The organism is Sphingomonas bacterium (assembly GCF_903643035.1).
Taxonomy (GTDB): domain Bacteria; phylum Pseudomonadota; class Alphaproteobacteria; order Sphingomonadales; family Sphingomonadaceae; genus Sphingomonas.
Genome location: NZ_CAHJWW010000149.1, coordinates 1 through 6,839, shown reverse-complemented (window position 1 = coordinate 6,839; position 6,839 = coordinate 1). Strand labels below are relative to the sequence as shown.

The following is a 6,839-nucleotide window of genomic DNA, read 5'->3' as shown; positions in this document are numbered from 1 at the left end:
CGCCCGCCTCGTCATAGCTCGCGACGTCGGACAGTCGCGCGGCAAGGCCCCGCCGCCGGCCGCGCCCGGTCGTCTCCGGCCCCAGCAGCCAGCGGCGCAGCTCGATCGTCTCCGCGCCCGACAGCGCCACGCCGAACATCGCGTCAGCGGCGTCGAACAGGTGGTGGCCCTCGTCGAACACGTAGCGGGTCGGCCGCGTCGCGACCTCCCGCCCTCGCGCCGCGTTGACCATGACGAGCGCGTGGTTGGCGATGACGATGTCCGCCTCGGCCGACGCGCGCGCCGCGCGCTCGATGAAGCATCGGCGGTAATGGGGGCAACCGGCATAGATGCACTCGCCACGCCGGTCGGTCAGCGCGGCGGGGCCGTTGCGGCGGAACAACGTCGTCAGCCAGCCGGGCAGGTCGCCGCCGACCATGTCGCCGTCCGCCGTATACGCCGCCCAGCGCGCCACGAGTTGCGCCAGCACCGCCGCTCGCCCCGCGAACCCGCCCTGAAGCGCATCCTCCAGGTTCAGCAGGCACAGATAGTTCTCGCGTCCCTTGCGGGTGACGACGCGGCCGCGGCGTTCGGCGGCATCGGGGAACAGCCGGTGCGTTTCGCGCGCGAGCTGGCGTTGCAGCGCCTTGGTATAGGTCGACACCCACACCGGCCCGCCGCTGCGCGCCGCCCATAGCGAGGCGGGAGCGAGATAGCCCAGCGTCTTGCCGATCCCGGTCCCCGCCTCCGCCAGCACCATGTTGGGCGCGTCGCGCACCGCTCGCGGGGCAAAGGCGGCAGAGGCGGCGGTGGTGTAGGCACGCTGGCCGGGACGCTCCTCCGCACCGCCCGCGTCCATGGCTCCGGTCAGCATGGCGAGCCGCGCCTCCGCCTCGCCCGGTTCCAGCGTGATATTGCGCGGGGCGGGGCGGGGCGGCTGTTCCTCCCATTCCGGCAGGCGCGAGAACAACGATCGTTCGCCGTCCGCGGGGCGCTCGAGCGCGGCCGTCACCAGCGGTGCCCATGGCCAGCGCAGCCGCGCCAGGCTGCCGGCGCTCGCCCACGCGCCCTCCCGCTCGGGCCAGTCGGGACTTCCGGCGGTGCCGGGTACTGCGAGCAGCGCGGCGGCGGCCTCCAGCAGGAACTCGGCCACGTCGGCGTCGCGCTCGGGCGGTGACAGGTCGACCGCGCGTGCGAGCCCCGCCGGTGTCGGCACCGCGAAGCGCGCAGGGTGGACGAAGGCGAACAGCTCCAGCAGGTCCAGCCCCGACAGGTCGGCATGGCCCAGCCGCTGCCCGATCAGCGGGGCGTTGAGGAGGATCACCGGCGTGTCGGCGGCGATCCGGACCGCCTCGGCCCGGCCGATCTGCCGGCACCCCTCGCGGTCGGCGATCCAGATGCCGGCGTGGCTGGCGTGGATCGCGGGGTGCGGCGGCATGGTTCCGCTATCCGCCACCCGGAACGGATTGGCAACGGGCGGCTAGAAGCCGGTCGCGTCGATGAGGATGCCGGGCAGGGTCGCGCTGGCCAGCTCGCCCGCCAGCGCCACGACGCGCGTTTCGGCATAGATGCCGTCGCGCGGGTTCCAGAACTGGTGCACCACGTTCGCCTCGCCGTCGACCACCCAATATTCGGGGACGCCGGCTCGCGCGTAGATATCGCGCTTGACCGTGAGGTCGTGCCGGAGCGTCGAGACCGACACCTCGACCGCAAGCGCCGCCGCTTCGCCGGGCAGGTAGCGGTCATCGCCGAGCTGAACGACGACGACATCCGGCTCGGGCGCGTTGTGCGGCGGCAGCTTGACGGTCGGTCCCAGCATCGCGGTCAGGGGCGATCCGAACGCCTTGAGCGCCGTGCGCAAGTTATAGTAGAAGTCCCCGACGAGGGAGGCGTGCCGGGTGCGCATCGGTGCCATCTCGACGATCACCCCCTCAATCAATTCAGTCCGGCCATAACCGTCGAACGCGCCGGCGTCGGCGAGCAGCAGGAAATCGTCCACCGTCAACTTGACGGGCCTGGGTTCCTCACGAAGAAGCCATTCTTCCATCGGGCGACCATAGCATTTGCGTGGACACCCGCAAAGCGCCAGATGCGCCGCGATGACCGATCCCGAGCTCCGCGCCGCCGCCCTCGACTCCAAGGCCTGGCCGTATGAGGAGGCGCGCAAGCTGCTGAAGCGCTGGCCGGACGGCAAGCCCGGCGGCGAGGCGATCGTGTTCGAGACCGGCTACGGTCCCTCGGGCCTGCCGCACATCGGTACGTTCAACGAGGTCCTGCGCACCACCATGGTCCGCCGCGCCTTCGCGGAGCTGTCGGACGTGCCCACGCGGCTGGTTGCGTTCAGCGACGACATGGACGGCCTGCGCAAGGTACCCGACAACGTGCCCAACGGCGCGATGCTCGCCGAGCATCTGGGCCGGCCGCTCAGCCGCATCCCCGACCCGTTCGGCCGCTACGATAGCTTCGCCGCACACAACAACGCCCGGCTGCGCGACTTCCTCGACCGCTACGGATTCGAGTACGAGTTCGTCTCGGCGACGGACTGTTACGCCTCGGGCCGGTTCGACGACGCGTTGCGCGGTGTGCTGCGCCATCATGACGCGATTATGGCGATCATGCTGCCGACGCTCGGCCCCGAGCGGCGCGCGACCTACTCGCCCGTGCTGCCCGTGTCGCCGGCGAGCGGCCGCGTGCTCCAGGTGCCGGTCGAGGTGGTGGATGCCGACGCCGGCCTGATCGCCTTCGTCGACGAGGATGGCGGGCGGATCGTCGCGTCCGCGCTCGGCGGCCGGGCCAAGCTGCAATGGAAGGTCGACTGGGCGATGCGCTGGGTCGCGCTCGGCGTCGACTACGAGATGGCGGGCAAGGACCTGATCGACTCCGTCACCCAGTCGGGCCGGATCGCGCGCGCGCTCGGCGGCCGCCCGCCCGAGGGCTTCACCTACGAGATGTTCCTTGACGAGGCCGGGCAGAAGATCAGCAAGTCGAAGGGCAACGGCCTGACGCTGGAGCAGTGGCTCGACTATGCGCCGCCCGAGAGCCTAGCGTTCTACGCCTATCGTGAGCCGCGCAAGGCCAAGCAGCTGCACCTGGGCGTCATCCCGCGCGCGGTGGACGAGTATTGGCAGTCGCGCGCGCTCTACCCCGACCAGCCGGCGCGCGAGCGGCTGGGCAATCCCGTCCATCACATCCACGCCGGTCCGCCGCCCACGGGTGAACTGCCCGTCACCTTCGGCCTGCTGCTGAACCTCGCGGGCGTGCTGGGCTCGGGGGCGAGCCGGGAGGGCGTGTGGGGCTATCTCGCGCGCTACCTGCCCGATGCGACGCCCGAGCGGCACCCGGAGCTCGACCGGCTGATCGGCCACGCGCTCGCCTACAACCGCGACGTGGTCGCGCCGACGCTCCATCGCCGCGCGCCCGAACCGGTCGAAGCCGGGGCGCTGCGGCTGCTCGACGAAGGGCTGGCGGCGCTGCCCGAGGGGACGGGGGCCGAGGACATCCAGACGCTGGTGTACGAGACGGGCAAGGCGACGTTCGGCAAGGAGGCGCTGCGCGACTGGTTCCGCGCCTTGTACGAGACTCTGCTGGGATCGCCGCAGGGTCCGCGCATGGGCAGCTTCATCGCGCTGTATGGTATCGCGAATACCCGCAGGCTGATCGCCGGCGCGCTTGCCGGCGCAGGGGAGCAGACGGGGACGCGGGCGGGGGAGCGGGCGGAAGAGGCGCAGGGGTGATCGTGGCCCATGCCCGCGGCACGCTTGCCTACCGGCGGCTGACGCTGGCGATGCTGTTCGCCGGCTTTGCCACCTTCTCGCTGTTGTATGCGACGCAGCCGCTGCTGCCGACCTTTGCGCGGACTTTTGATCTGAGTGCGGAGGCGGCGAGCCTGGCGGTCTCGATCGCCACCGGGCCACTTGCGATCGGAATATTGGCGGCGGGCTCGCTGTCGGATCGCTGGGGGCGGCGGCCGATGATGGTGGCGGCGATGTTCGGAGCCGGCGTCGCCACGTTGCTGGCGGCGGTCGCGCCCGGCTGGGGAACGCTGCTCGCCTGCCGGCTGCTGACCGGGCTTGCGCTGGCGGGCGTGCCGGCGGTGGCGATGGCCTATGTCGCCGAGGAAGTGGACGAGGCCTCCGTCGGCCATGCGATGGGGCTGTATATCGCCGGCAGCGCGATCGGCGGCATGGCAGGACGGCTGGGCGTGAGCCTCGTCGCCGGCGCGGTGGGCTGGCGCTGGGGGTTGGGGATGCTGGGAGTCGCGGGACTGGGGCTCGCCGAAGGCTTTCGCCGGCTGGCGCCACCGTCGCGCGGTTTCGTGCGGCGCGGACGCGGCGAGCGGTTCCGCCTCGTGGCGCTGTTCCGCGACGCGGGCCTTCCGTGGCTGTACCTCGAAGGCTTCGTGGTGATGGGCGTGTTCGTCACCGTCTACAACTACGCCGCCTTCCGGCTGGAGGCGGCGCCGTACCGGCTGGGGCCGATCGCGGTCAGCGGGATCTTCCTGCTCTATATCCTGGGATCGGTCAGTTCGGCGTGGTTCGGCGGGCTCGCCGGGCGGATCGGGCGGCGACGCGTGTTCTGGATACCGGTCGCGGTGCTGCTGACGGGCGTCGCACTGACCGCCGCGACACCGCTCGCGGCCGTCGTGGCGGGGATCGCGCTGGTGACGGTGGGCTTCTTTGGCACGCATTCGATCGCCAGCGCCTGGGTGGGACGCCGTGCGGTCGCCGCCAGGGGACAGGTCTCGGCGATGTACCTGTTCTTCTACTACATGGGGTCCAGCGTGCTCGGCTCGGCCGGGGGCGTCGCCTGGACGCGCGGCGGCTGGCCCGGCGTGGTGACGTTCTGCCTGGTGCTGGGCGGAGTGGCGATGGCGGGCGCGATCGCGCTGCGGCGCGTGACACCGCTGTCGGCGATGGCGACGTAAGGCGTCAGCCTGCTGGTCTTTCGCGCTTTTCGTCCTGGGGACGCCGAGATCGACACAGCGGCCCGGGACGATTTGACACGCGCATCGTTGAGCCCCGATGAACGCGATCGAAGTGACTGGACTGAGCAAGTCGGTCGGGAAGGAGCGGAGGCTCTTCGCCGGTCTCGACTTGTCCGTCCGGCCGGGCGAACTGGTTGCGCTGCTCGGTGAGTCGGGTGTCGGCAAGTCGACGCTGCTCAACATCCTCGCCGGGCTGGACGACCCCGACGCGGGCGAGGTGCGGATCGACGGCACGCTGCTGGGTCCGCTGGGCGAGGATGCGCGCACGCGGTTGCGGCGTACCAGGATCGGCTTCGTGTTCCAGGCCTTCCACATCCTGCCGTACCTGACCGTCGCCCAGAACGTCGCGTTGCCGCTGGCGCTGATCGCGCCCGATGCGGATGCTGCGAAGGCGCGGGCGGGCGAGATGCTCGCCGCGGTCGGGCTGGGCGACAGGGGGCAGGGCTATGCGCGCGACCTGTCGGGCGGCGAGTTGCAACGCGTGGCCATCGCCCGCGCGCTGGTCCACCGTCCGGCGCTGATCCTCGCCGACGAGCCGACCGGCAATCTGGACCCCGAGACGGCGGCGCGCGTGCTCGCGCTGTTCGCAAAGGCAACGCGGGCCGGCGGCGCGGCGGCGGTGATGGTGACACATTCGGCGGCGACGGCGGGGGTGGCTGACCGGATACTGATGCTGAACGCGCATGGGCTGGTAAGCGCCCATGGGGGTTGAGCCCGGTCTCTTGCGCTCCCGCGTCGCGCTGCGGTGGCTGATCGCGGGCGAGTGGCGGTGGCATCCCGCGCGGTTCGGGGCGACCGCGGTGGCAATCGCGGTGGGCGTCGCGCTCGGCTTTGCGGTCCACCTCGTCAACGGTTCGGCGCTCGCCTCGTTCGAAGGCGCGGTGAGCGGCGTCAACGGAGCCGCGGACCTCCAGGTGCGCGGCACGACCGCGCTGGGCTTCGACGAGGCGCTGTACCCGCGCGTCGCCACCGCTGCCGGCGTCGCGGACGCGAGCCCGGTCGTGGTCCTGCGCGCGGAGGTGGGGAAGGCCCGGTTCACGCTGCTCGGCCTCGACGTGGTCCGCGCCGCCGCCGTCACCCCGAGCCTTGTCGGCGTGCGGTCCTCCGGGCCGGACCAGTCGAGGGACGGCGTGTTCTCGCCCGAGACCCTGTTCCTGTCGCGTTCCGCGGTCGCCGCGACGGGCGCGCGGATCGGCCAGGCGCTGGTGGTGAGCGCCAATGGCCGCCAGGTCCCGCTGACGCTCGCGGGCGTGCTGCCGGGGATCGGGGGCGAGGGGGGCGGCCAGGTGGTCGGCACGATCGACATCGCCGCCGCGCAGGAGCGGTTCGGCCGGCTGGGCAAGCTCGACCGACTCGACCTGAAGCTGTCGGACCGCGATGCCGCCACCGCGTCGTTGCGCGGCCTGTTGCCCGCGAACGCCACCGTGTCGACCGGCGCGAGCGAGGCCCGGCAGGGTGACGCGCTGAGCCGGGCATATCGCGTCAACCTCGACATGCTGGCGCTCGTCGCGCTGCTGACCGGCGGCTTCCTGGTGTATTCCGCCCAGTCGCTGTCGGTCGCGCGACGGCTGCGCGCGTTCGCGCTGCTGCGCACGCTGGGGATGCCGCGCGCGGGGATCGTCGCGGCGGTGACGCTCGAAGGGCTGGCGATCGGCGCGATCGGGGCGGTCGTCGGCCTCGCGGCGGGCTATGGCATGGCGGCGGCGGCGCTGCGCTGGTTCGGTGGCGACCTGGGCGCAGGCTATTTCCAGGGTGCGGGGTCGCATGTGGCGTTCCAGCCGGGCGCGGCACTCGCCTTCCTCGCGCTCGGCCTGCTCGCCGCGCTGCTGGGCAGCGCCATTCCGGCGCGCGCCGCGTCGCGGGCGAGCCACCCCTG

At 72.1% G+C, this 6,839-nt stretch carries 5 protein-coding genes and 1 pseudogene; 4 read left to right on the top strand and 2 right to left on the bottom strand.

Features of this window, described 5'->3' with window-relative positions:
• Both HUV01_RS10260 and HUV01_RS10255 read right to left on the bottom strand, forming a co-directional pair.
• Positions 1-1,417 (bottom strand): annotated as a pseudogene (locus HUV01_RS10260) (ATP-dependent DNA helicase); the annotation flags it as partial.
• A 42-nt stretch (positions 1,418-1,459) separates the two neighbouring features.
• Complete coding sequence (locus HUV01_RS10255) at positions 1,460-2,026, bottom strand: Uma2 family endonuclease (protein WP_174298170.1); 567 nt, start codon at positions 2,024-2,026, stop codon at positions 1,460-1,462.
• 52 nt (positions 2,027-2,078) lie between these two features.
• Here HUV01_RS10255 and HUV01_RS10250 point away from each other — a divergent pair, with 52 nt between their 5' ends.
• From HUV01_RS10250 to HUV01_RS10235, 4 genes are all read left to right on the top strand, one after another.
• The gene (locus HUV01_RS10250) at positions 2,079-3,713 is read left to right on the top strand and encodes a lysine--tRNA ligase (protein ID WP_174298169.1); all 1,635 of its coding nucleotides are present in this window, start codon (positions 2,079-2,081) and stop codon (positions 3,711-3,713) included.
• Positions 3,710-4,903, top strand: coding sequence for an MFS transporter (locus HUV01_RS10245; protein ID WP_254606554.1), 1,194 nt, complete (start codon positions 3,710-3,712; stop codon positions 4,901-4,903). The genes HUV01_RS10250 and HUV01_RS10245 overlap by 4 nt, the downstream gene beginning before the upstream one ends.
• A 97-nt stretch (positions 4,904-5,000) precedes the next feature.
• Positions 5,001-5,675 (top strand): ABC transporter ATP-binding protein, encoded by a 675-nt coding sequence (locus HUV01_RS10240; protein WP_174298168.1) that lies wholly within the window; start codon positions 5,001-5,003, stop codon positions 5,673-5,675.
• Positions 5,665-6,839: ABC transporter permease (locus HUV01_RS10235; RefSeq protein ID WP_174298167.1), on the top strand; the 1,175-nt coding region annotated here is incomplete at its 3' end. The genes HUV01_RS10240 and HUV01_RS10235, both read left to right, overlap by 11 nt.

Bases quoted from the DNA above. Each gene is read 5' to 3' on its own strand.
- HUV01_RS10255 (WP_174298170.1), bottom strand. From the start codon at position 2,026: ATGGAAGAATGGCTTCTTCGTGAGGAACCCAGGCCCGTCAAGTTGACG.
- HUV01_RS10250 (WP_174298169.1), top strand. From the start codon at position 2,079: ATGACCGATCCCGAGCTCCGCGCCGCCGCCCTCGACTCCAAGGCCTGG.
- HUV01_RS10240 (WP_174298168.1), top strand. From the start codon at position 5,001: ATGAACGCGATCGAAGTGACTGGACTGAGCAAGTCGGTCGGGAAGGAG.